This is a genomic window from Thauera sp. SDU_THAU2 (assembly GCF_038260575.1).
In the GTDB taxonomy this organism is placed as follows: Bacteria; Pseudomonadota; Gammaproteobacteria; order Burkholderiales; family Rhodocyclaceae; genus Thauera.
Genome location: NZ_JBBWUN010000003.1, coordinates 4,257,339 through 4,278,615, shown reverse-complemented (window position 1 = coordinate 4,278,615; position 21,277 = coordinate 4,257,339). Strand labels below are relative to the sequence as shown.

General features: G+C 63.7%; 21 protein-coding genes. 6 read left to right on the top strand and 15 right to left on the bottom strand.

Annotated features, from left to right (window positions below; translation table 11 throughout):
• Window positions 1-82 precede the first annotated feature (82 nt).
• The 5 genes from mnmE to rpmH are packed head-to-tail and all read right to left on the bottom strand — an operon-like array spanning window position 83 to window position 3,793.
• Complete coding sequence (gene mnmE, locus AAFL97_RS21700; RefSeq protein ID WP_341646701.1) at window positions 83-1,444, bottom strand: tRNA uridine-5-carboxymethylaminomethyl(34) synthesis GTPase MnmE; 1,362 nt, start codon at window positions 1,442-1,444, stop codon at window positions 83-85.
• On the bottom strand, window positions 1,416-3,068 hold the full coding sequence (gene yidC / locus AAFL97_RS21695; protein ID WP_341646700.1) for a membrane protein insertase YidC: 1,653 nt from the start codon (window positions 3,066-3,068) through the stop codon (window positions 1,416-1,418). The genes mnmE and yidC overlap by 29 nt, the downstream gene beginning before the upstream one ends.
• Window positions 3,069-3,088: 20 nt before the next feature.
• Window positions 3,089-3,298 carry a membrane protein insertion efficiency factor YidD gene (yidD, locus tag AAFL97_RS21690; protein ID WP_004350463.1) on the bottom strand — a complete coding sequence of 70 codons (210 nt, stop codon included), beginning with the start codon at window positions 3,296-3,298 and terminating at the stop codon, window positions 3,089-3,091.
• Complete coding sequence (gene rnpA, locus AAFL97_RS21685) at window positions 3,295-3,657, bottom strand: ribonuclease P protein component (RefSeq protein ID WP_088178839.1); 363 nt, start codon at window positions 3,655-3,657, stop codon at window positions 3,295-3,297. The genes yidD and rnpA overlap by 4 nt, the downstream gene beginning before the upstream one ends.
• A 1-nt stretch (window position 3,658) precedes the next feature.
• Window positions 3,659-3,793, bottom strand: coding sequence for a 50S ribosomal protein L34 (gene rpmH, locus AAFL97_RS21680; protein ID WP_002926183.1), 135 nt, complete (start codon window positions 3,791-3,793; stop codon window positions 3,659-3,661).
• Window positions 3,794-4,087: 294 nt separating this feature from the next.
• Here rpmH and dnaA point away from each other — a divergent pair, with 294 nt between their 5' ends.
• The 4 genes from dnaA (at window position 4,088) to AAFL97_RS21660 (ending at window position 10,629) form a co-directional block, all read left to right on the top strand.
• Window positions 4,088-5,560: a chromosomal replication initiator protein DnaA gene (gene dnaA / locus AAFL97_RS21675; RefSeq protein WP_341646699.1), complete on the top strand. Its 1,473-nt coding sequence runs from the start codon at window positions 4,088-4,090 to the stop codon at window positions 5,558-5,560.
• A gap of 47 nt (window positions 5,561-5,607) precedes the next feature.
• A complete protein-coding gene (gene dnaN, locus AAFL97_RS21670) occupies window positions 5,608-6,717 on the top strand; it encodes a DNA polymerase III subunit beta (RefSeq protein WP_341646698.1) in 1,110 nt (369 codons plus the stop codon).
• A 174-nt stretch (window positions 6,718-6,891) separates the two neighbouring features.
• Complete coding sequence (gyrB, locus tag AAFL97_RS21665) at window positions 6,892-9,387, top strand: DNA topoisomerase (ATP-hydrolyzing) subunit B (protein WP_341646697.1); 2,496 nt, start codon at window positions 6,892-6,894, stop codon at window positions 9,385-9,387.
• 249 nt (window positions 9,388-9,636) lie between these two features.
• Window positions 9,637-10,629 (top strand): restriction endonuclease, encoded by a 993-nt coding sequence (locus AAFL97_RS21660; RefSeq protein WP_341646696.1) that lies wholly within the window; start codon window positions 9,637-9,639, stop codon window positions 10,627-10,629.
• Between the two features lie 321 nt (window positions 10,630-10,950).
• Here the strand turns inward: AAFL97_RS21660 and AAFL97_RS21655 are convergent, their stop codons facing one another.
• Entirely contained in the window at window positions 10,951-12,048 is a 1,098-nt protein-coding gene (locus AAFL97_RS21655; RefSeq protein WP_341646695.1) for a hypothetical protein, read from the bottom strand.
• 231 nt (window positions 12,049-12,279) lie between these two features.
• Window positions 12,280-12,927: an acyl carrier protein phosphodiesterase gene (locus AAFL97_RS21650; protein WP_341646694.1), complete on the bottom strand. Its 648-nt coding sequence runs from the start codon at window positions 12,925-12,927 to the stop codon at window positions 12,280-12,282.
• Window positions 12,928-13,097: 170 nt separating this feature from the next.
• Between AAFL97_RS21650 and AAFL97_RS21645 the strand changes: the two genes are divergently transcribed.
• Window positions 13,098-13,625, top strand: a complete 528-nt coding sequence (locus AAFL97_RS21645; RefSeq protein WP_341646693.1) for a DUF3016 domain-containing protein — start codon at window positions 13,098-13,100, stop codon at window positions 13,623-13,625.
• A gap of 58 nt (window positions 13,626-13,683) precedes the next feature.
• On the opposite strand, the gene AAFL97_RS21640 is transcribed toward AAFL97_RS21645, so the two are convergent.
• The gene (locus AAFL97_RS21640) at window positions 13,684-14,991 is read right to left on the bottom strand and encodes an MFS transporter (protein ID WP_341646692.1); all 1,308 of its coding nucleotides are present in this window, start codon (window positions 14,989-14,991) and stop codon (window positions 13,684-13,686) included.
• 41 nt (window positions 14,992-15,032) lie between these two features.
• On the opposite strand from AAFL97_RS21640, the gene AAFL97_RS21635 reads away from it, so the two are divergent.
• The gene (locus AAFL97_RS21635) at window positions 15,033-16,034 is read left to right on the top strand and encodes a DUF72 domain-containing protein (RefSeq protein ID WP_341646691.1); all 1,002 of its coding nucleotides are present in this window, start codon (window positions 15,033-15,035) and stop codon (window positions 16,032-16,034) included.
• Between the two features lie 21 nt (window positions 16,035-16,055).
• Here AAFL97_RS21635 and AAFL97_RS21630 read toward each other — a convergent pair whose 3' ends face one another.
• The 7 genes from AAFL97_RS21630 to AAFL97_RS21600 all read right to left on the bottom strand — a co-directional run bounded on the left by AAFL97_RS21630 (window position 16,056) and on the right by AAFL97_RS21600 (window position 21,251).
• A complete protein-coding gene (locus AAFL97_RS21630; RefSeq protein WP_341646690.1) occupies window positions 16,056-17,273 on the bottom strand; it encodes a diguanylate cyclase domain-containing protein in 1,218 nt (405 codons plus the stop codon).
• Window positions 17,270-18,142: an amino acid ABC transporter substrate-binding protein gene (locus tag AAFL97_RS21625; RefSeq protein WP_341646689.1), complete on the bottom strand. Its 873-nt coding sequence runs from the start codon at window positions 18,140-18,142 to the stop codon at window positions 17,270-17,272. Before AAFL97_RS21625 ends, AAFL97_RS21630 begins: the two co-directional genes overlap by 4 nt.
• Window positions 18,143-18,144: 2 nt before the next feature.
• On the bottom strand, window positions 18,145-18,528 hold the full coding sequence (locus tag AAFL97_RS21620; RefSeq protein WP_341646688.1) for a hypothetical protein: 384 nt from the start codon (window positions 18,526-18,528) through the stop codon (window positions 18,145-18,147).
• A gap of 49 nt (window positions 18,529-18,577) precedes the next feature.
• Complete coding sequence (locus AAFL97_RS21615; RefSeq protein ID WP_341646687.1) at window positions 18,578-19,441, bottom strand: SPFH domain-containing protein; 864 nt, start codon at window positions 19,439-19,441, stop codon at window positions 18,578-18,580.
• Between the two features lie 28 nt (window positions 19,442-19,469).
• Entirely contained in the window at window positions 19,470-19,925 is a 456-nt protein-coding gene (locus tag AAFL97_RS21610; RefSeq protein ID WP_341646686.1) for an NfeD family protein, read from the bottom strand.
• Window positions 19,926-19,934: 9 nt separating this feature from the next.
• Window positions 19,935-20,174: a hypothetical protein gene (locus tag AAFL97_RS21605; RefSeq protein ID WP_341646685.1), complete on the bottom strand. Its 240-nt coding sequence runs from the start codon at window positions 20,172-20,174 to the stop codon at window positions 19,935-19,937.
• Window positions 20,175-20,258: 84 nt separating this feature from the next.
• Window positions 20,259-21,251, bottom strand: a complete 993-nt coding sequence (locus tag AAFL97_RS21600) for a recombination-associated protein RdgC (protein ID WP_341646684.1) — start codon at window positions 21,249-21,251, stop codon at window positions 20,259-20,261.
• Window positions 21,252-21,277: the final 26 nt, after the last annotated feature.

Below are 21,277 nucleotides of genomic sequence, written 5' to 3'. Positions count from 1 at the left end.
TGAGAGCATGCTTCATGTTCTAATTTTCCGTATTTTTTAACATGAAAAACAACTCATGTTAAAAAAAGCTCTCACTACTCGCTCACTTGCCGATGCAAAACCTCGAAAAGATCACCCCCAGCAGATCGTCCGCACTGAACTCCCCGGTGATCTCGCCGAGGCTTTCCTGCGCCAGGCGCAGTTCTTCGGCGAAGAGTTCGAGGGCGGCGGACTGGGTGGCGGCGGATTCGACGTGGGCGAGGGCGGCGCGCAGGGCGTGGAGGTGGCGTTCGCGGGCGAGGATGACGTCTTCGCCGTGGGCGTGCCAGCCGGCGATGCGCAGCAATTCGGCGCGGACGAGGTCGATGCCGGTGCCGTGGCGGGCGGCGACCTGAAGGCGGACGTGGCCGCTTTCGTCTTCGATGCGGCCGGCTTCGAGGCCGGCGAGGTCGATCTTGTTGGCGACAATGATGCGTTCGGCGTCGCGTGGCAGGCGGGCGTCGATGGCTTCGGGGGCGCTATCCGGCGCGGTCGCGCTGGCGTCGATGAGGCGCAGGATGACGTCGGCGCGTTCGATTTCGCGCCAGGTGCGCTCGATGCCGATGCGTTCGACGGTGTCGGCGGTTTCGCGCAGGCCGGCGGTGTCGATGATGTGCAGCGGGATGCCCTCGATCTGGATCGTCTCGCGCAACGCGTCGCGGGTGGTGCCGGCGATGTCGGTGACGATGGCGCGGTCTTCACCGGCGAGCTGGTTGAGCAGGCTGGATTTGCCGACGTTGGGTTCGCCGACCAGCACGACGTTGAGACCGCTGCGCAGCAGCGCGCCCTGGCGGGCGCGGTCGAGCACGCTTTCGAGCTTGTCGCGGATTTCTTCGAGGCGCGGCATCGCACGCGCGCGTTCGAGGAATTCGATTTCTTCCTCGGGGAAGTCCAGCGTGGCTTCGACCAGCATGCGCAGGTCGATCAGCGCATCGACGATGCGGTGGATTTCTTCCGAGAAGCGGCCGGACAGCGAGCGCACCGCGGAACGGGCGGCGGCGGCGGTCGAGGCTTCGATGAGGTCGGCGACGCTTTCGGCCTGGGCGAGGTCGAGCTTGCCGTTGAGGAAGGCGCGGCGGGTGAATTCGCCGGGTTCGGCAAGGCGGGCGCCGAGTTCGAGGCAGCGCGCCAGCAGCATCTGCATGACCACCGGACCGCCGTGGCCTTGCAGTTCGAGCACATCCTCGCCGGTGAAGGAGGCGGGGCCGGGGAAATGGAGCAGGATGCCCTGGTCGATGGCCTCGCCGGCGGCATCGGTGAAGGTCGCCAGCATGGCCTTGCGCGGCTGCGGCGCGCGGCCGCAGAGCGCGGCGGCGAATTCGCTCAGGCTGGCGCCCGAGACGCGAACGACACCGATGCCTCCCCGGCCCGGTGCCGTCGCGATGGCGGCAATGGTGTCAGGCGTCCTTGCTGCCGGGTTTTGCACTTTCGATCATCCGCGTGATCTGCCATTGCTGGGCGATCGACAGGATGTTGTTGACCACCCAGTACAGCACCAGGCCGGACGGGAACCACAGGAACATGAAGGTGAACACGATCGGCATCGCCATCATGACCTTGGCCTGGATCGGGTCCGGCGGCGTCGGGTTCAGCTTCATCTGGATCAGCATGGAAGCGCCCATGATGATCGGCAGGATGAAGTAGGGGTCCTTCGCCGACAGATCCTGGATCCAGCCCAGCCACGGCGCGTGGCGCATCTCGACGCTGCCCAGCAGCACCCAGTACAGCGCGATGAACACCGGGATCTGCACCAGGATGGGCAGGCAGCCGCCGAGCGGGTTGATCTTCTCGGTGCGGTAGAGATTCATCATCTCCTGCTGCATCTTGGCCTTGTCGTTGCCGTACAGCTCCTTCATGCGCTGCAGGCGCGGGCCGAGCACGCGCATCTTGGCCATCGACTTGTAGCTGGCGGCCGACAGCGGGAAGAACAGCAACTTGAGCGCGACGGTCACCAGGATGATGGCCCAGCCCCAGTTGCCGGTCAGCTTGTGGAACCACGACAGCACCCAGAACAGCGGCGCGGCGATCACCGTCAGCCAGCCGTAGTCGACCACCAGGTCGAGCCCCGGGGCGATGCCTTCGAGCTTGTCCTGCTCCTGCGGGCCGGCGTACAGGCGGGTGCCGACCGTGGCCTGCGCACCCGGTTCGATCGCGGCCACCGGCATGATCAGGCCGGCCGAGAACAGGTTGTTGCCCAGCGGACGGGCGAAGTATTCGCGCTGCGCGCCCTGCTCCGGCAGCCAGGCGCTAACGAAGTAGTGCTGCACCATCGCCACCCAGCCGTCGCTGGCGTTCTTGACGAACTTGGCCTTGCCTTCGGTGATGTCGTCGAAATGCACCTTCTGGAACTTCTCGGCGTCGGTGAAGAAGGCCGGGCCGGTGAAGGTATTCACGCCGAAAGCTTCGACCTGCTCGGCGGCATTGCCGTCGCGGGTGAGCTGGAAGTAGGCGTGCGGAGCGATGGCCTGGCCGCTGCCGTTGTTGATCTCGTAGCTGACGTCGATCAGGTAGCTGCCGCGCTGGAAGCGCATCACCTTGGTGACCTGCAGGCCGTTCTGCTCGGGCGCCTGCAGGCGCAGTTCGACCTGGTCCTCGCCGTCCTTCAGCGCCAATTCGGAGGCCGGCAGCGCGAACAGCGTCTTGTGCGTCGGCAGGCCTTCGCCGATCAGGCCGGATTGGGCGAAATACTGGTGGCGGACCGAGCCGTCGTCCAGCAGCACGAAGTTGGCGTCGCTCTCGCCGCTGGCCTGGTGCTGCTTGAGTTCGAGGCGGACGATGTCGCCGCCCTCGGCGGACACTTCGGCACGCAGCAGGTCGGTTTCGACCACGGTGCGCGGCGCCGTGGCAGTGGCGGCCTGCCCGCCGGGCACGGCGTTCTGGCTCGCAGCCAGGCCGGCCGACGGCGTCGGCACCGAACCGTCGGCCGCTGCGCCGGCGGCAGCCGTCGTCTGGGCTGCCGGCGCAGGGTTGTTATGCTTGATCCAGCCTTCCCACAGCATCACCAGCGAGAAGGAGAAAACCAGGAAGAGGATGAGGCGGCGTTGATCCATCGGATTCGTTCTGTCTCAGGTCAGGGAACGGGATCATACCCGCCCGGATTGAAAGGGTGACAACGCCCCACCCGTCTTGCCGCGAGCCAGCCGCCGCGCAGTGCGCCGTGGCGCTGGACGGCTTCGATCGCGTACTCGGAGCAGGTCGGATGAAAACGGCAGTTGCGCCCCAGCATGGGGCTGATCGCATAGCGGTAGAAGCGCAGCAGGGCGATCAACAGGGTTTTCATGGCCGGGGCAGCTTTTGCAGCAAAGCGAGCAGGTCCTGGTTCATCTCGGCCCGTGTCGCCTTGGCGACCGGTGCATGCAGGCGGACGACCATGTCGACCGCGGGCAAGGATTCACGATTGCGGCGAAAGATCTCGCGCGCGATGCGCTTCACCAAGTTGCGGGTGTTGGCGCGCTTGGCGAGCTTCTTGGCCACCACCACGCCCAGCCGGGCCGTGTCGAGGCCGTTGGGGCGATAGTGCAGCATGTAGAAGCGCCCGCGCAGTGCCCGCCGAAAAGCAAAAACGGATGAATACTCATCCGTTTTGTGCAATCTGTGAGCGCTGCGGAAACCCTGGTCAGCGCCCGGGGGCAACGTCACCTCAGACGGCGAGGCGATGACGGCCCTTGGCACGACGTGCGCGGATGACCGCACGGCCGCCACGGGTCTTCATGCGGACCAGGAAACCATGGGTGCGCTTGCGACGGACGACGGAGGGCTGGTAGGTGCGTTTCATGATCGACTGCCAATGTTAGGTCAAACGCGAGAGTTAAATGGATAATCCCATGTTTGTCAATCATAATTTTTGGCCGAGCCTGTGGATAAGTCCTGCTCGCAGGGTTAGAATAGCCGGTCCATGAGCTTCGCCGGCAACGGCAGGCGCCGACGTCGAACATCCGGCCGCCAAGAAGCCGCCCATGCAGCATCCCCCTGCCCGTGCCCGCCAATGCGCCGCCTGAGCGCGCATGCCGCACGACTTGCTGTAGATAGCGCCTACAAACAACACGAACCGAACGCCCACGAACCCGCCGTGACCGAAGAATTCTGGCCTTTCTGCCTGTCGCGCCTTGAACAGGAGTTGCCGCAGCAGCAGTTCAACACCTGGATCAAGACCCTGCGGGCCGAGTCCGGCGAGGACGGCGTATTCAAGCTGATCGCGCCCAACCGCTTCGTGCTGCAATGGGTGCGCGAGCGCTACCTGCGCCGCATCCACGAACTGGGCGAGGAACTCGGCGGCAGCCCGCTGCAGGTCGAACTCCAGTTGCCGCCGGTCGGCGCCACGCGCGCCAGCCGCCCGGCCGCCGCCGCTGCGGCCGCAGCAGCCCGTCCCGCTGTGGCTGAACCGGCCGCCGATGCCAGCCCGGCACCGGCTGCGGTGGAAGCCGCGCCCGCCCGTGCCCCGCGCGCACCGGCCGCCGCCAGCCGCGACAAGGACACCGCCGCTGCGCCGGCTGCATCGTCCGGCCTCGAGCTGGCCTACGAGAAAACCCGCCTGAACCCGGACTTCACCTTCGGCACCTTGGTCACCGGCCGCGCCAACGACCTCGCCCGCGCCGCGGCGATGCAGGTATCGCAGAACCCCGGCACCTCGTACAACCCGTTGTTCGTCTACGGCGGCGTCGGCCTCGGCAAGACCCACCTGGTGCACGCCATCGGCAACGCGGTGTTCAGGCACAACCCGCGCGCGGTGATCCGCTACGTGCACGTCGAGGACTACTACGCCGACGTCGTGCGCGCCTACCAGCAGAAGAGCTTCGACGCCTTCAAGCGCTACTACCGCTCGCTGGACATGCTGATCATCGACGACATCCAGTTCTTCAACAACAAGAACCGGACGCAGGAAGAGTTCTTCCACGCCTTCAACGCCCTGACCGAAGCGCGCAAGCAGATCGTCATCACCTGCGACACCTACCCCAAGGACATCCAGGGCCTGGAAGACCGCCTGATCTCCCGCTTCGACTGGGGCCTGACGGTGCAGATCGAGCCGCCCGAGCTGGAAATGCGCGTCGCCATCCTGAAGAAGAAGGCCGAGGCGCTGCGGGTGGCGGTGGACGACGACGTCGCCTTCCTGATCGCCAAGAACCTGCGCTCGAACGTGCGCGAGCTCGAAGGCGCGCTCAACAAGGTCGTCGCCTATGCCCGCTTCCACGGCCGCCAGATCGGCCTCGAAGTGGCCAAGGAAGCGCTCAAGGACCTGCTGCACGCGCACAACCGCCAGCTTTCGATCGAGCACATCCAGAAGACCGTCGCCGACTACTACAAGATCAAGGTCGCCGACATGCACTCCAAGAAGCGCACCCGCGTCATCGCCCGGCCGCGCCAGGTGGCGATGTGGCTGGCCAAGGAGCTGACGCCGATGAGCCTGCCGGCGATCGGCGAAGCCTTCGGCGGCCGCGACCACACGACGGTGCTGCACGCCTGCCGTACCATTACCGAGCTGCGCCTCGGCGACCACCAGCTCAACCACGACGTCCACGTGCTCACCCAGGTGCTGCGCGGCTGACCCTAAACTGACTCCTTCCGATCAACTCAACGACCCGATCTGACGCCATGCTCCTGCTCACCACCACCCGCGATGCGCTCCTGGCCCCGCTGCAGTCGGTTGCCGGCATCGTCGAAAAGCGCCACACGCTCCCGATCCTGTCCAACGTGCTGATCGAGAAGCGCGGCGACCAGCTCACGATGCTGGCCACCGACATCGAGATCCAGATCCGCACCATCACCGCCGGCCACATCGGCGGCGAAGACGCCTCGATCACCGTCGGCGCGCGCAAGCTGCAGGACATCCTGCGCGCCCTGCCCGACGGCGTCGACATCAACCTGACGCTCGACGACAAGCGCCTCACCGTCAAGGCCGGCCGCAGCCGCTTCCAGCTGCAGACCCTGCCCGCCGCCGACTACCCGCGCCTGTCGCCGCCGGACGAAGCCGCCGCACGCATCACCATCAGCCAGCGCAGCTTCAAGCGCCTGCTCGCCCAGGTGTCGTACTCGATGGCGCAGCAGGACATCCGCTACTACCTCAACGGCCTGCTCATCATCGCCGACGGCGGCGAACTGCGCATGGTCGCCACCGACGGCCACCGCCTGGCCTATGCCGCCGCCGACCTCGACGCGCCGGTGGAACAGCGCACCGAAGCCATCCTGCCGCGCAAGACCGTGCTCGAACTCGCCCGCCAGCTCGCCGACAGCGAGGACCCGCTGGAAATCGTCCTCGCCGGCAACCAGGCGGTGTTCCGCTTCGGCCCGATCGAGCTCGTCACCAAGCTGATCGACGGCAAGTTCCCCGACTACGAGCGCGTGATTCCGCAGGCCCACCCCAAGCTGATCAACTTCGCCCGCCAGCCGCTGCTGGCCGCGCTGCAGCGCGCCGCGATCCTGACCAACGAGAAGTTCCGCGGCGTGCGCATGGTGCTTGAGGACGGCCTGCTCAAGATCGTGTCGACCAACGCCGAGCAGGAAGAGGCGATGGAAGAGCTCGAAATCGACTACCACGACGACAAGCTCGACATCGGCTTCAACGTCACCTACCTGCTCGACGTGCTCAACAACCTCTCGTCCGAGACGGTCGACTGGCGCTTCAACGACGGCAACTCCAGCGCCCTGATCACCCTGCCCGGCAACGACAAGTTCAAATACGTCGTGATGCCGATGCGCATTTAGTGGAGCGCGAATAAACCTGTTGCGCGGGTCGGCGTCGCCGCTGTGATGCTCGCCATACAGCAGTATGGCTGCGCTTCTCGCGCCAACGCCGACCCGCTCGCTACGGTTTCTTCACGCTCCACTGTGGCAATTTTGTTTCTTAGCAGCAGCGTTCTTTGAATCACCGAGATGACCATGTCCGAACCGCAAAACACGCCGGCCCCGCAAGGGAGCAACGACTACGACGAATCCAGCATCCAGCAGCTCGAAGGGCTGGAGGCGGTGCGCAAGCGCCCGGGCATGTACATCGGCGACACCTCCGACGGCACCGGCCTGCACCACATGGTGTTCGAAGTCGTGGACAACTCCATCGACGAGGCCCTGGCCGGCCACTGTGACGACATCGTCATCACCATCCACGCCGACAACTCGATCTCGGTGACCGACAACGGCCGCGGCATCCCGGTCGGCGTCAAGATGGACGACAAGCACGAACCCAAGCGCTCGGCGGCCGAAATCGTCATGTGCGTGCTGCACGCCGGCGGCAAGTTCAACCAGAACAGCTACAAGGTCTCCGGCGGCCTGCACGGCGTCGGCGTGTCCTGCGTCAACGCGCTGTCGAAGTGGATGCAGGTCATCGTCTCGCGCGACGGCAAGAAGCACCAGCTCGAATTCGAGCGCGGCAAACCGCAGAACCGCGTCATCGAAGTCGTCGATGGCGTCGAGGTCAGCCCTGCACGCATCGTCGGTGAAACCAGCAAGCGCGGCACCAAGGTGCATTACCTGGCCGACGACGAAATCTTCGGCACCGTCGAATACCACTACGACATCCTCGCCAAGCGCCTGCGCGAACTCTCCTTCCTCAACAACGGCGTCAAGATCCGCCTCGTCGACCAGCGCACCGGCAAGGAAGAGGACTTCGCCTTCGCCGGCGGCGTCAAGGGCTTCGTCGAGTACATCAACCGCGCCAAGACGGTGCTGCACTCCAACGTCTTCTACGCCACCGGCAACACCCGCATCCCCACCGGCCAGGGCCACGATGCCGAGCTGACGGTCGAAGTCGCCATGCAGTGGAACGACAGCTACCAGGAACAGGTGCTGTGCTACACCAACAACATCCCGCAGGCCGACGGCGGCACCCACCTCACCGGCCTGCGCGCGGCGATGACGCGCGTCATCAACAAGTACATCGAAGAAAACGAGATCGCCAAGAAGGCCAAGGTCGACATCAGCGGTGACGACATGCGCGAAGGCCTCGCCTGCGTGCTATCGGTCAAGATGCCCGACCCCAAGTTCGCCAGCCAGACCAAGATGAAGCTGGTGTCCTCCGAAGCCCGCCCGGCAGTGGAAGAGGTCGTCGCCAGCAAGCTCGCCGACTTCCTGCTCGAAAACCCGATCGACGCCAAGACCATCTGCAACAAGATCGTCGAAGCCGCCCGCGCCCGCGACGCCGCCCGCAAGGCCCGCGAAATGACCCGCCGCAAGGGCGTGCTCGACGGCGTCGGCCTGCCCGGCAAGCTCGCCGACTGCCAGGAAAAAGACCCCGCGCTGTGCGAACTCTACCTGGTCGAGGGCGACTCCGCCGGCGGCTCGGCCAAGCAAGGCCGCGATCGCAAGTTCCAGGCCATCCTGCCGCTCAAGGGCAAGATCCTCAATGTCGAGAAAGCCCGCTTCGACAAGCTGCTGCAGAGCCAGGAAATCGCCACCCTGATCACCGCGCTCGGCACCAGCATCGGCAAGGACGACTACAAGCCCGAAAAGCTGCGCTACCACCGCATCATCCTGATGACCGACGCCGACGTCGACGGCGCCCACATCCGCACCCTGCTGCTCACCTTCTTCTACCGCCAGATGCCGGAACTGGTCGAACGCGGCCACATCTACATCGCCCAGCCGCCGCTGTACAAGATCAAGCACGGCAAGACCGAGATCTACATCAAGGACGACCACGAGCTCAACGGCCACCTGCTCAAGCTCGCCCTCGACGGCGCCAGCCTGACCCCGCGCGAAAGCGCCGCGCCCATCGTCGACGAAGCCCTCGGCGGCCTCGCCCGCAGCTACCTGCTGGCCGAAGCCGTCATCAAGCGCCTGGCCAACTACATCGACCCCGAAGTCCTGCAAGTCATGCTCGCCCACGACCTGCAGGTCAGCCTCGACGACGAAACCGCCGCCCGCGCCTCGGCCGAAAGCATCCAGCCCCACCTGCCCGACGGCCTCAGCATCTACCCCGAGTACAACGAAGAAGCCGAAGCCTGGCGCCTCGTCATCGAGCGCCTGCACCACGGTAACCTCAAGTACGGCTGGATCGAACAGGACTTCCTCGTCTCCGGCGACTACCGCAGCATCCGCAACGCCGCCGAAGCCATCGCCGGCCTGATCGGCCCCGGCGCCGAAACCCGCCGCGGCGAAAAGCGCCAGCCCATCACCCGCTTCGCCGATGCCATCACCTGGCTGCTGCGCGAAGTCGAACGCGGCCTCACCAAGCAGCGCTACAAGGGCCTGGGCGAGATGAATCCCGAGCAGTTGTGGGAAACGACCATGGACCCTGCGGTTCGCCGCCTGCTGCGCGTGCAGATCGATGACGCGATTGCGGCGGATGAGATCTTCACGACGCTGATGGGGGACAACGTGGAGCCGCGACGGGCGTTCATCGAGGGGAATGCGCTGTATGCGCAGAATATTGATGTGTGAGATTGTTGGTGACAGAGATAATGAAAAAAGCTCCCCAGGGAGCTTTTTTCATGGAAACCTCACAGAGCGAGCGTCAGAATTCAAGCCAAAGCTAACCGCCAGGTAGGATGCTGATAACATCCGCTATCGGCCACCTGCGGTCCTTCACGGCCGGCCCGACAACTGACCGCTTCAAACATTCAGGGCCACGATGACGAAAAACCAGAACGTTCGGCCATGGACACTCAGCGTAAGAATTAATATTTTGTCATGTCAAAGGAAAAGCCATTCATTACCGCACGCGACCTTACTCTGGAGGAGTGGCTAAAACACGTTATCCAACCCAAGCATGAACGCAAAGTGCAACTAACGGATTACGAGTTTCCAACGGATGACCATCGAAATCAATTCCTAGAGGAAATTAACAGTTATCCCGAAGCGGTGGTTAAATGCATTCTGCAAAACTTTCTTTTTGAAGGCGGCTCGTTGGGTGCTGATCAGCATACGAGAAACTACCTGTACACCTTGCCTAACGAGGAGCTGGAGCACCTAATGGAGACAAGCGAGTTCATCAGGAGAATGATGGAACCTCCATTCCTGCCTTGGCAGGGGAACACGTGGGTTCTTGATCTTCTCCCCGATCATCCGTCGAAAGCAATCAGTGCTTTGGATGCTTACTTTTTGGCTCATTGTGAACACTTCCCGGATGGTCGTGCTCGTGGTCTGGTGGATGCCGAGGCTGTCATCAAGGCACGCTATTTTCATCGAGAGAACCCACGAGATGAGTTACTCGCACTGGCTCCAGAAGACTTCGAGTTCCTAGTCGCTGCACTCTATACACGGCTTGGGTATAAGACTAGGCTAACCGGAAAGTCATACGATGGCGGTGTCGATGTGGAGGCGTTTGGCATGGATGCAGGAGCAAAGGCAACCATACTTATCCAATGCAAGCGATATGAGGATGCAGTCGGAGTCCGTCCGATCCGAGAGCTTTTAGGGGTGGTTTCCCGACGCCAAGCAAATAAAGGGGTCGTCATTGCCACATGCCGCTTTACGCGCGCAGCCCACAAAGAAGCGAACGAGAATTCGATGATTGAGTTGGTGGATTTTCCCGCGTTGAACCAACTGCTCAATAAGTGTCTTGGTTCAGACTGGCCACGAAAGATGCACTACGAGATTCGACGCATGCAGCTTTCTAACGCCAAGGAGAAGGATAGCGTACAGTCTCAGCAGCAATCACGTGGACCTGTAATGGACGGGTAGCGCGGACTCTGCGCCATCGCTAGAATAGCTGCTTGCTTCTACTGCAAACAGTCACTGGACGTGCAGAATCGAATGCCCGCAACGGGTCGACAACTGTCGATCAAAGGCCGGGCGACGACGGAGCGCTCCAACCGAAAAGCAAACATCTTCACCTACCTAGCACATACCGTGAAATGCTTCTCGATTCGCAATTGATACGACTTGCCAAGCTAGCGCACACAAACCAGACGAACCGCCCGGCGAAGCAACAAGGAACTGAGAAACGAGAAATCGAGGTGGTTCAACCTGCTTCTCCGTTGAAAGGGATTCCATCCGCAACGGCTAGAGAAACGACTGTCGCTCATCTGTACCGAACCAGCATGTTCCATGGAGGAAGGTGTCGCGCTCGTCTGCCCGGGTGAGTGGAAAGTTGGCGTTGTGGGTATGCAGCATCTGCTCCAGTTCCTGGCGCGCCTGTTCCGCGAGCTCACCCGATTCTTCCGCGAGGTGGCGGTACCCCTCAACAATCACGGAATCGAGTTCGACGGGCGGGTGCGCCTCGGAGCGCAATCGCGCGCGCAGGGTGTGCGAACAGATCTCCACGATCAGCCCGGTCAGGTCGTGACTCAGTACTTCCCGCAACAGCCTGAGCTTGCGCTGCGTCGCGAAGTTCGTCTTCCGGAACATCACGTTGTAGGGCGGCTGGAAATAATTGATCAGGGCCGCTTCTGCCAGCGAGATGCGCGCCCGCCGGTCGATCCTCGCATCGCACAGCCGCTTCAAGTGAAGCCCATCCTCATTGGTTCCGGCGGCGACCTCGAGATTCATGTCGCCGCCCGTGCTCACGATCGTCCTGGACTGATCAAACCGGTACAGCAACAACAGGACCTCCGTATCCGGGTGGTAGGTATGCATGTCCGCCAGGATGCGCTGCAGCGTCGCATGGTTGGAAAGGCGGTCGATCGCCAGCTTGGCGCGGGTGCGACCGACGCCCTGGCCAACGTACAGGACATGCAGGTCGCGTTCTTCGGCGGTGAGATCACATTCCGCCTGGGCGATGATCACATGCGAGGCGATGAAGATCGTGGCGCCGCCGCGCTGCACGGCCACATGCGTACCTCCGGTCGAAACCATCACCTCCAGGGATTCAGGATGGCCCAGGTGATGCTCGAACGATAGACGGAATCGGAACGGCAGCGCCACCCAGCCTTCGCGAGCGACGCAGAGGTGGCCGGTGATCGTGTCTCCACTTAGATCAATGGACCTAGGATCGACCAGAATACGTCGGCGACAGGTCACCAGATAAAGATTGCAGCCGACGAGTTGCGCCCTCAGTTGCTCGTCGTCGATCGCCTGGAAAATATGGGCTGGGCACAGCGCGCTGGGCAGCCCGGAAAAGAGATGCAAGGCGCCTTCGGCGGTGAATTCGCGTACTGCCATCTGTGGTATCTCCCCCTATGAATGTTGGAATCGCCAGATTGCCTCGTGATCAACATTCTTATATAAGCCGCGCCACCGCGCCTGCGGCTCCATTAGTTGGACGGCACGGTCACCACCGCCTTCTGCGCCCGGATAGCTGGATATTTAAGCAAGAGATCTCTGACCCGGTCAGAGCCGCAAAACCATAGATCACCGTGCGGCCATAATGCAGACAGCCTTCCCTGCGCGGATTCAGCTCATGTCCCCCCGACCCTGGTCTTTCACGAGGAAGCGCTCCCGCTGCACCGACCCCGCGAACGCCAGCGCATCCGGCAGGAACACCATGAAATCCTCTTCAAAACCCGTGTAATTCTCCAGCAACTCCTCCCCCGCCCCCTTCAACTGATTGGGCTGTCGCAAGCGATATTCCCCGATACGATCAAGGGCCAAAGCCACCGAAGCCGGGTCGCGATAACTGGCCAGCCAATCCTGCGCGGCCATGCGGGCGAACACCTCACGGAACGCCGGCGGCAAGGGCTCGGGATGGATGGCGACGAGCCGATAGGTGTTGGCAGTGAAGCATTCCAGCTCGCTTTCCCCGGGCAAATCCTTCGCCAGTTCCGTCCAATGCACGGCAAGGAAATGGTCATAGAACAGATCGACCATGATGCCGCCAACACGGCGGCGTTGGGCGCTGACGCGGGCGCGGCTGCGCTGGAAGGCGGGATGCGTATCGGCGTAGGCGTCGATGCGGCGGTGCAGGACGAGGCCGGCGCCGAGCAGGGGGCCGATGCCAGGCGGTAGCGGGTCGAGCGGGCCGCGGACGAAATCGCCGGCGATGCCGCCGACGCGGTCGGAGGACAAGGGACCGGCGAGGAAGGCGTGGGCGAGATAGTTCATGGCGCTGTGGGTGAAGAGCGGAAACCGGTATGAAAAATAAGCCGTGATCGATGGGTTTCGCTACGTTCCCTGCTCATCCTACGACACGGATCGCTGAAACAACACCGCCGTATCAGCACCTTTTGCACCGCAGCCTTGTCGAAGGATTGTATGAGCAACGGAGAACAGCCATGCTCCGCAAACACTTTCTCGCCGCAGCCGCTGTGCTGCTGGCCTTCCCGATCACAGCCCCGGCGGAACCATCACCGCAGGTCACGGTGGAATTCGTCGAGCCGGAAGGCTACATCGACGTTGGCCGCTACGGATACGACCGCGAACGCAACCTGAAGGCACTGGAACGCCACTTTGCCACCGAGGGCAAACGTTGCCTGAAACCGGGCGAACGCCTCGAAGTGCGGGTGCTCGACGTCGACCTTGCCGGGCGCCAGGAATGGTGGCATCACGGCAACGACAACCTGCGGATGATGACCGACATCACCTGGCCACGGCTGGAGTTCGAATTCACCAGGCATGCGGCCGATGGCACTGCGCTGGAAAGCGGCCGCGAACGGCTGAGAGATATGAACTATCTGCGCCGCAGCGCCTGGGTACGCCACGACGGCAAGCCGCTGCCCTATGAGCAGGCCATGCTGCGCGACTGGTTCGACAAGCGCTTCTGCCGTCCCCAAAGCGACAACCTGGCGTCACACCGTCCGTGAGAATGTTGGAGGCGCCGACCGATCGGCCACGAAGAGGGTGATCCGATCGGTTCCCCGCCTACGGTGCTTCGTTCTTGCGCTCCCCGGCCTCCGCCGCCAGCAGATGCGGAAACACGTCCATCCTCGCCAGCACCGGGAACAGCTTCATCCATCCGCCGGCCACGGCGAGTGTCGCCGCGCCGCCGAACACGACCGCCGGCACCAGGCCGAGCAGGCGCGCGGCAACACCGGATTCGAAGTCGCCGAGCTGGTTCGAGGCGCCGATGAACACCGAATTGACCGCACTGACACGGCCGCGGATTTCGTCCGGTGTCTCGTGCTGCACCAGGATCTGGCGCACATAGACGCTGACCATGTCGCCCGCGCCGCTCAACGCCAGCGCAACGACGGACAGCAGTAGGCTGGTGGACAGGCCGAACAGCACCATCGAGGCACCGAACAGGGCGACACCACCGAACATCCAGGGCCCGACGTTACGGCGGATGGGCCGCCATACCAGCATCACTGCGGCCAGCGCAGCACCCACCGCCGTCGCTGCACGCAGCAGGCCGAGGCCAGCGGCGTCGGTATGCAGCACGTCGGTCGCCATTGCCGGCAGCAGCGCCACCGCACCGCCGAACAGCACCGCGAACAGGTCGAGCGATACCGCACCCAGCACCACCGGGCGCGAGAACACGAAGCGCAGGCCCTCGAACACCGCGCCGGCACCGCGATCACTTTCCTGTACAGACACGTGGCGCAAGCCGCTGCGCACCCGGCTCATCAGCAGCACCGCGCAGCAGAACAGCGTGGTCGAGGCGACATAGACCGCGTGCGGCCCGCCGAGATAAACCACGCCGCCGAGCACCGGACCAACGATCACCGCGATGTGGAAGGACGAGGAGTGCAGCGCCACCGCCTGGGCAAAACGCGGCGCCGACACCAAGTTGATCAGCACCGCCTGGCTGGCCGGCATCATGAAGGCCCGCGCGCAGCCGAGCAGCACCAGCACGGCGTAGATCAGGCCGACTTCGCGCCAGCCCGACAGCGTGATGGCCAACAGCGCGGCGGATGCCAAGCCTTGCAGGGCGAAGCACACGGCGATGATGCGGCTGCGCTCCTTGCGATCCGCGACCTGGCCGGCGGGCAGGATCAGCACCACGAACGGCAGGAACTGCGCCAGCCCGACCAGGCCGAGCGCGAGCAGGTCGCCGGTCAGTTCATAAACCTGCATGCCGACCGCGACGCTGACCATCTCGGCGGCCAGCGTGACCAGGATCTTCGCGCTCAGGAAGAAGACGAAATCCCGCTCCTGCAGTACTTCCAGCCGCTCGCGCATGCTCAATTTCGTCTCCGCGGGTGTTTCGAGCGGGCGATTATCGCGCATCGGCTTAGAATTCCGCTCATTGCGCCCGTCTCTCACTAGCCATGCAGAATTCGCTTTTCGCCAATGACGAGGCCGGCCTGCCGCCCGTAGTCGAGGCTGCAGCGCCCGACCCGGCGCTGGTCGAGCTGGCCGCCGCGCTGCCTCCTCGGCTGCGCTTCGGCACTTCGTCGTGGAACTACCCAGGCTGGGCCGGAATGGTGTGGAAGCGCGACTATCCGGACGCGGTGCTGTCCAGCCACGGCCTGCCGGCTTATGCGCAGCATCCGCTGTTTCGCACGGTCGGGCTCGATCGCAGCTTCTACCGGCCACTGAGCGCAGCCCAGTACGCCGACTATGCGGCGCAGGTGCCCGAGGATTTCCGCTTCGTGATCAAGGCGCCGGGCGCCGTGACCGATGCCATGCTGCGCGACTCATCGGGCCGCGGGCGCCAGCCGAATCCCGATTTCCTCGCCACGGAGCCTGCGCTGCGGGATTTCATCGAGCCCGTGCTGGCCGGCATGGGCAAGAAAGCCGGCGCGCTGGTGTTCCAGATCAGCCCGCTGCCCACCGACTGGCTGACGCGGATACCGGAATTGATCGCGCGCCTGCACACGATGCTGGCTGCCATCCCCGAGCTGCGCGCCACTGCGCCCGATGCCGTGGTGGCGGTGGAAGTGCGCGATCCGCAATGGCTGGTGCCGGCTTTCACCCAGGCGCTGCGCGACACCGGCGCGACCTACTGCATGGGTCTGCATGCCAAGATGCCACGCATTACCGATCAGATTCCCATTCTGCGTGCACTGTGGCCGGGGCCGCTGGTGTGCCGCTGGAATCTCAATCCGCTGCACGGCGCCTTCGGCTACGAGGAAGCACGCCGCGTGTATGCGCCCTATGACAAGCTGATCGATCCGGATCTGGACACCCGTGCCGCGTTGGCACGGGTCATCGCCGGCACGGTCGGCGCCGGCCGGAACGCCTACGTCACGCTCAGCAACAAGGCAGAAGGCAGCTCGCCGCTGTCGGTGCGGGCCCTGGCCGAAGCCGTCCGCGCACTGCGGCGCTGAACGCACGGACCAGGCCGCCTTTCACTGCTCGCGCTTCTTGTTGGCGTACATGGCATGGTCGGCATGGGCGAGCAGGGTCACGCTGTTCGTACCGTCGGCGGGGAAACAGGCCGCACCGATGCTGGCGCCGACTTCGAGAATGTGGCCGTCGTACTCCAGCGGCGCGGAAATGGCCCTGTACAGCTTGTCGATCAGGACCTGGGGTTCGTAGGGCCAATGCAGGTTCTCGACAATGACGACGAACTCGTCGCCGCCGAGGCGGACCACGGTATCGGAACGGCGCACGCTGCTCAACAGGCGGCGCGCCGTTTCCTTCAGCACGGCATCCCCCGCCGCGTGGCCATAGGTGTCGTTGATCGGCTTGAAACGATTCAGGTCGATCAGCATCACGCAGCCGATCGTTTGCTGCCGCTCGGCACGCGCCACCGCGTCGGACAGTTCTTCTTCCAGCACCAGCCGGTTGCCGAGCTTGGTCAGCGGGTCGAGACGGGCGATCTCCATCAGCACCCGTTCGTTGTCGCGCAACCTGTCGATCACGCTGGCAAGCTCGACCATCAATTCGTCATAGGCGCGCATGACGTCGCCGAGCTCGTCGTTGTGCTTGCGGATCTCGTCGTCGAGCCGCGGCAGATCGTCGCCGCCGAAGCCCACGCCGGTGCGGATGGCTGCCTGGAAGCGCGCCAGCGGCTGGCTGATGGTGCGCCTGAAGACCAGGATCGCGCCCACCATCATCACACCGAGCATGACGAAGAACAGCACCAGATAGCGCCACATCATGTCGAGCGCGGCATTGGCGATGGAAGCCGGATGGAAGGTCACCGTCAGCTCGCCGACGGTGTACTGGCGTCCCTGCTGGTCGACGTAGATCACGCGCTGGCTGTATTGCTGCGTTTCCGTCTGTGCAGACCCGACCTCACCCGCCTTCAGCGACAGGTTGTTGCACAAATCCTGCAACTGGGCGCCCGCTACCGTCGGCAGCGAGGCCAATGCATCGACCACGCCTTGCGAGGCCGTGCTGTCGCAATCCCACAGCGGCTTGACCAGGGCGTGCGAGAAGACGCGAACGAGATCCTCCCGGTGCGAAACCTGCGCCGCAAGTTCGACCCGGTAGCCGATGAGCACCGTGCCGGCGGCAGCCAGCACGAAGGCGATGACCAGGGGAATGAGCAGCTGGCCGATGAACTGCCGATACAGCGGCCGGCGGGGCCGGGTATCGCTCCACGGAAATCCGAGGCTCACTTCGCCCTGTCCTCGAAAAGAAGATGGCGATACTTCGGCGGCACCAGGTCGTAGCCGTAGAAGGGGTTGGGGATGTCGATGATGACACGGTCCTTGAAGACCGAATCCGGCGGCGGCTTGCGATACTGCTGCCAGATCTCCAGAAAGCGGCCGTTGGCGACCATTTCGTCGAAGCCACGCTGCAGTACATCGAAGACTTCGTCGGCCTCGGGCTTCGGCGACACCCACACGAAGCGAAACCACGGATAGCGCACGATCACATGCGGATCGATGGTCAATTGCGGGTATTTCCTGCGGAAATGCGGCAGGAAGTGGGTGAGCGTCTCTTCCAGCCCGAGCGGGAAAAGATCGAGAAAGCCGGCCTCCATCTGCAGCGCGAACTCACCGTCGGCCCAATCCTTGATCTCCTTGGTCGGGATGCCGGCCGCACGGTAAATCTCGACGTCCATCCAGCCGACGTTCTGCCCCAGGCTGAAGGCCCGCAGGTCTTCCGCAGTCCGGACGCCGGCAAGCATGTCGCGCCGGCTCTCCAGCAGCAGATTGACCCGGTATCCCAGCAGGCCGCGGTCGAGCGGAATCGGGATCATCCTCAGCTTGCCGCTGCGTACCAGCTCGAGACGGATGGGCGTGGCCGGCATCATGTCGATGTGGGTCAGCCCCTCGGAGATCAGGGCCACGTTGCGCCGCTCGTTGCCCTTGGACGCATCGACCATGTCGACCGTCAGCCCGCCGACGCGCAAGGCCTCCTGCACCAAGGCGCGGGCATGCGCCAGGTGAGGTTCGTTCTGCACCGTCAGCGTCATCGCAGCGGCGCCGGCAGCCGCGAACAGGCCGCAGACGAGCAGGCAGAAACGGATCGGCAAGGCCATGCTCACCTGCTGGTCAGGATGCCTTCCGAAACCTTCTTGCCCTTGGAATACAACGCGACCTGGCCGTCGTCGAATTCGACTTCCATGCAGCCGGAATTGCCCTGGAGCTTGCCGTCCAGCCATTCGCGGCAGTAGCGCCCCTGCTCATCCACCCACCAGCGGCCGTTGGCGCCGGTGGCGTCGGTCAGCTTGCCGTCGGTGCCGAAACTGAGCGTGTAGGCGGACTCGGTGCGCAGATAGACGCCGATGAAGGTCGCGCCGCTCAGCATCTTCTCGACTTCGGCCTTGTCGGTGACGAAGTTCTGCGCCATCGCGCCGCCTGCGGCGGCAGACAGGGCCGTGGCGGCCAGCAATACGCGTCCTGCATTATGGATTTCGAGTTTCATGGTCCTCTTCCTGTTGCTTGGTTTGGTTCGATTCATGCAGCCGCGGCTTTCAGCCGCGCACCCCCAGCCGGCCGACGAGGCCGCGCAGGGTTTCCTGCAGGTCGGCCGGCATCACCACCACCTTGGAGCCGCTGCCTTCACCCAGCTTCTCCAGCGCAGCGATGTACTTCTCGCCCAGCAGATAGAGCATCGGCGTGGTCTGGTCGCCGATGCTCGCCGTCACCCGGCGGATGGATTCGGCCGAAGCCTCGGCCAGCATCACCTGGGCATTGGCGTCGCGCTTGGCCGCCTCCAGCCGGGCTTCGGCTTCGAGGATCGCCGCCTGCTTGGCGCCTTCGGCCTTGGTCACCGCGGCCTTGCGCTCGCGTTCGGCGGCGGCCTGCAGCTCCATCGCCTTCTGCATCGACGGCGACGGCTTGATGTCCTGGATCTCGACCGACTTCACCGTCAGGCCCCAATCCACCGCCTCGTCGGCAATGCTCTCGCGCAACCTGGCCTTGATCTTGTCACGCGACGATAAGGCCTCGTCCAGCTCCATTTCGCCGACGATCGAGCGCAATGTCGTCATGATCAGGTTGCGGATCGCTTCGGAGAAGTCGGTCACGCCATACACCGCCTTGACCGGATCGGTCACCTTCACGAAGGCGATGGCATTGGTCAGGATCACCGCGTTGTCGCGGGTGATCACCTCCTGCTCCTGCACGTCGAGGATGATGTCCTTGGTCACCAGCTTGTAGGCGACGTTGTCGAGATAGGGAATCAGGATGTTGAGGCCCGGCCGCAGCGTGGCGTGGTACTTGCCGAGCCGTTCCACCACCCATTCCTCGCCCTGGGAGACGAGCCGCACGCCCTTGGCGATGGTGATGACGATGAAGATCAGGACGGCGAGCGCGATGGCGAGGCCTTCGGTCATGGATGTGTTTTCCCGTGGATTGAAACGATCAGGCTTTCGCCACCTTGACGAAACTGCCTTCGACGCTGACGACGCGCACCCGCTCGCCGGCCGCGATCGGACTTTCGGCCATGCAGGCCCATTCCTCCGCGCCCAGCACCGGACGCTGGAAGCGTACCTTGCCACGCTCGAACGGCGCCACTGCGCTGACCAGCAACCCTACTTCGCCGATGACCTCGCCCGCAGCGGTACCGATCAGGGTCTTGTGCTGCGAGCGCTTGAACACCCGGAACCACAGCACCGCCATCGCCACCGACGCCACCGTCCAGGCGGCGATCTGCGTCGGCAGGGACAAATCCGGCATCGCCAGCAGCAGCAAGCCGACCAGCAGCGCGCCAAGGCCGAACCAGATGACGAAAAAGGCCGGGATCACCAGCTCGAGCAGCACCAGCCCGACGCCGACGATTTCCCAGTGCCACCATTCGATGAGTGATGTGTAGTCCATGGCGCGACTTTAGCGCAGCTCGGCTGCTGCCGGTTCGATTCCCCAGTACGGATGGGTATCCGGTGCAGTGGAAAAACTGTGGTCCTGAAGGGGAGGAAACTGTGGACAAAGCCGGTTCTGCCGCACATGGTGTTTTTCATCAACAAAGCATCCAGTGCTTCCAGACGAACCATGCACGGCCTTATGCAGTGCACAAACAACTGTTTTTAAAGTAATAAAGAAGCTTATCCACAGAAACAGGGCGTACATGATGTTTACAGTCTTTTAAATATATAGAACCTGTATACACCAAAAGAAAAGGCCCTTTCCTTGCGGGAAAGGGCCTGAAAGAGGTCAGAACGGCGGATCGTCTGCCGCCACACTCGTTGCTGTTTCAGGAGCCGGCACCTTCATCGCCGGCGTGGCGTCCGGTTTTGCCTCGGCCGGTGTGGCCACGATCTCGCCACCCAGTGCCTGCACGATTGCCGGCAGCAGCTGCGCCAGCTCGCCGGTCATCAGCGCGAATTCGGCGTTGAACAGCGCTTCGGCATCGTCCTGCTCGCCGTCGATCTGGTCGCGCACGACGTCGAGGAAATCCAGGCGCTTGATTTCCAGCTTCTCGGTCAGCACGAAGCTGATGCGGTCGTCGAAAGTCAGTGCCAGCCGGGTCGGCAGCTTGCCGGCCTCGAGGTGGCCTTTCACCTCCTCGCCTTCCAGCGTGTGGCGCACGTAGCGCACGGCCGCCTTGTCCTCGCCGATCGAACGCAGCTCGCAGTCCTGGTCGATGGTGAAACCTTCCGGCGCCTCGCCACCGGCCAGCCAGTCGGCCATCGCCGAAGTCGGCGAGCGTTCGGTACGCAGCAGGCTCAGCGGGAAGCTGTCGAGGGTATGGCGCAACTGTTCGAGCACGTCCTCGGCCTTGCTCTGGCTGGCGGCGTCGACCACCAGCCAGCCGTTGACCGGATCGATCCAGGCGAACATGCGCCGGCGGCGGGTGAAGGCGCGCGGCAGCAGCTCCTGCGTGACCTGTTCGCGCAGCTCCTTCATCTGCTTGCGGCCGAGCTTGTAGCCCTGCTGCTCGGCCATTTCCTCGGCACGCTCATCGGCTTCCTGCTTGACCACGGCCGAAGGCAGCAGCCGGTGCTCGAAGCCCAGCGACACCAGCCACTGGCCGCCGACGGCATGCACCAGCACCTCGTTGTTCAGCGGCGACAGCCAGCCGCGGCTTTCCATGTCCTGGCTGCCGCAGGGGTGGAAGGGCTTCTTCGCCAGTTGCTCTTCCAGGCGCTCGGCGCTGATGTCCCAGTTGGCGGGCAGGCGATAGATCTGCAGGTTCTTGAACCACATCGGTAGGGGTCTTCCTTGTTGTGAAC